1 protein-coding gene is annotated in these 1,016 nt (G+C 37.8%); it reads right to left on the bottom strand.

The window, feature by feature from the left end; translation table 11 throughout:
• Nucleotides 1–10: 10 nt before the first annotated feature.
• Nucleotides 11–934, bottom strand: coding sequence for a DNA-binding transcriptional repressor CitR (citR, locus tag NNN64_RS22820; protein ID WP_271442881.1), 924 nt, complete (start codon nt 932–934; stop codon nt 11–13).
• Between the last annotated feature and the right edge of the window lie 82 nt (nt 935–1,016).

The following is a 1,016-nucleotide window of genomic DNA, read 5'->3' as shown; positions in this document are numbered from 1 at the left end:
TAATATTTTCTCAGTGGGGTATTATGCTTTGTTTGTTTCTTTCACTTATTTTAGTGATAAATTCTTCGAAGTTTTTATTGTTGAGCGATGCCCGGTTATACATTAAAAATAGAACCATTGATGGTAATTTAAGGTTTGTGTTGACCTCTTTTAAATTAAACAGAGGGGCGTACCGTTCAAAAGTGGCTTTGGGAAGAAAACCGATAATATCCGTGTGGGATATAATGTTGATAATTGACATTAGCGAGTCACTACAAAATCCTGTCTTACGATTAGACATAAAAGAATTTGCCTCGGAACGGTACTCTTTTACACCGACATCGTCAGTGATAAGTTGTGTGAATTGCTCTTCAAGTACTTCATTTAAAGTCACATTATCATGTATTCTGGGGTGGTTTTTGCTACAGGCTAATACGATTTCGACCGTTCTGAATGGCGTGTATATAATCGAGCGATTAACAACCGGTGATGTGGTGATGACAACATCTGCTTTACGGTAGGCTAGCAGATCCTCCGCTGTTTCCGATGTTATAAATATGTCATGGTGTTCAATTTCAACATATTGGTCTTCCCTGATAAATTGAATTAACTCAGTTACGTACGTGTTATTGATAATTTGCGGGCTGTAAATAACAAATTTTTTCTTCAGACTGGAGCTGTGCATGATGTTTATTGTTTCTTCCAGACTGTTGAGATTGTTCTCAAGATGATGATGCAGGTTGACCGCCGTTACGGTAGGCGTAATACCTTTTCCTGCACGAATAAATAGAGGATCATTGAATTGTGCACGCAGCCTTTGTAACGACTGGCTAACGGCTGAGGGAGTAATAAACAGCGTTTCGGCGGCCTTGCTTATGCTCAGATTTTGATAGATACACTCGAAAATAACCAGCAAGTTGAGATCGAATTTTTTGAGGTCGTAAAGGTTAGCCATACGCTAATTCCTGTTTGAGTTTTGTTGTGAAATATTCTGTTTTGTTATGTGTAAGTTGTAATGCATTATCATTACATATACA

The organism is Citrobacter sp. Igbk 14, assembly GCF_028069825.1.
Taxonomy (GTDB): Bacteria; Pseudomonadota; Gammaproteobacteria; order Enterobacterales; family Enterobacteriaceae; genus Citrobacter.
Note: the sequence above shows the minus strand (reverse complement) of the source record. Positions and strands in the feature narration are given on the sequence as shown.

What these genes read in the sequence shown, in the direction of transcription:
- citR (WP_271442881.1), bottom strand. Translation starts at nt 934, where the DNA reads ATGGCTAACCTTTACGACCTCAAAAAATTCGATCTCAACTTGCTGGTT.